We start from the raw sequence: 289 nt of genomic DNA, 5'->3' as shown, positions 1-289 counted from the left end.
CCTCAGGAAAAAACACCTCAGAACAACAATATCAGTTTGATCATCATGGATATCGATTTTTTTAAAGCGATAAATGACATGCATGGACATGCTATCGGCGACAAAATTTTGGTTCAAGTAGCACAAGTGCTACAAGCTTCAGTAAGAGAACTTGATGTTGTGGCAAGGTGGGGCGGTGAAGAGTTTGTGGTCGTTTGTCAGCATGTACAGTTGCACGATGCCGCAGAGCTTTGCCAACGAATTACCGATGAGCTTACTTATTTTCATTTTTATAACAATATTAACGTGA

Annotated in this window: 1 protein-coding gene; it reads left to right on the top strand. The window is 40.1% G+C overall.

The genetic code is table 11. The annotated features are described in order from the left end of the window. Positions 1-45 precede the first annotated feature (45 nt). On the top strand, positions 46-289 hold a 244-nt coding region (locus AAEY78_RS12560), incomplete at its 3' end, for a GGDEF domain-containing protein (RefSeq protein ID WP_352339668.1).

The sequence above is a fragment of the Psychrobacter sp. 16-MNA-CIBAN-0192 genome (genome assembly GCF_040309565.1).
GTDB lineage: Bacteria > Pseudomonadota > Gammaproteobacteria > Pseudomonadales > Moraxellaceae > Psychrobacter.
Note: the sequence above shows the minus strand (reverse complement) of the source record. Positions and strands in the feature narration are given on the sequence as shown.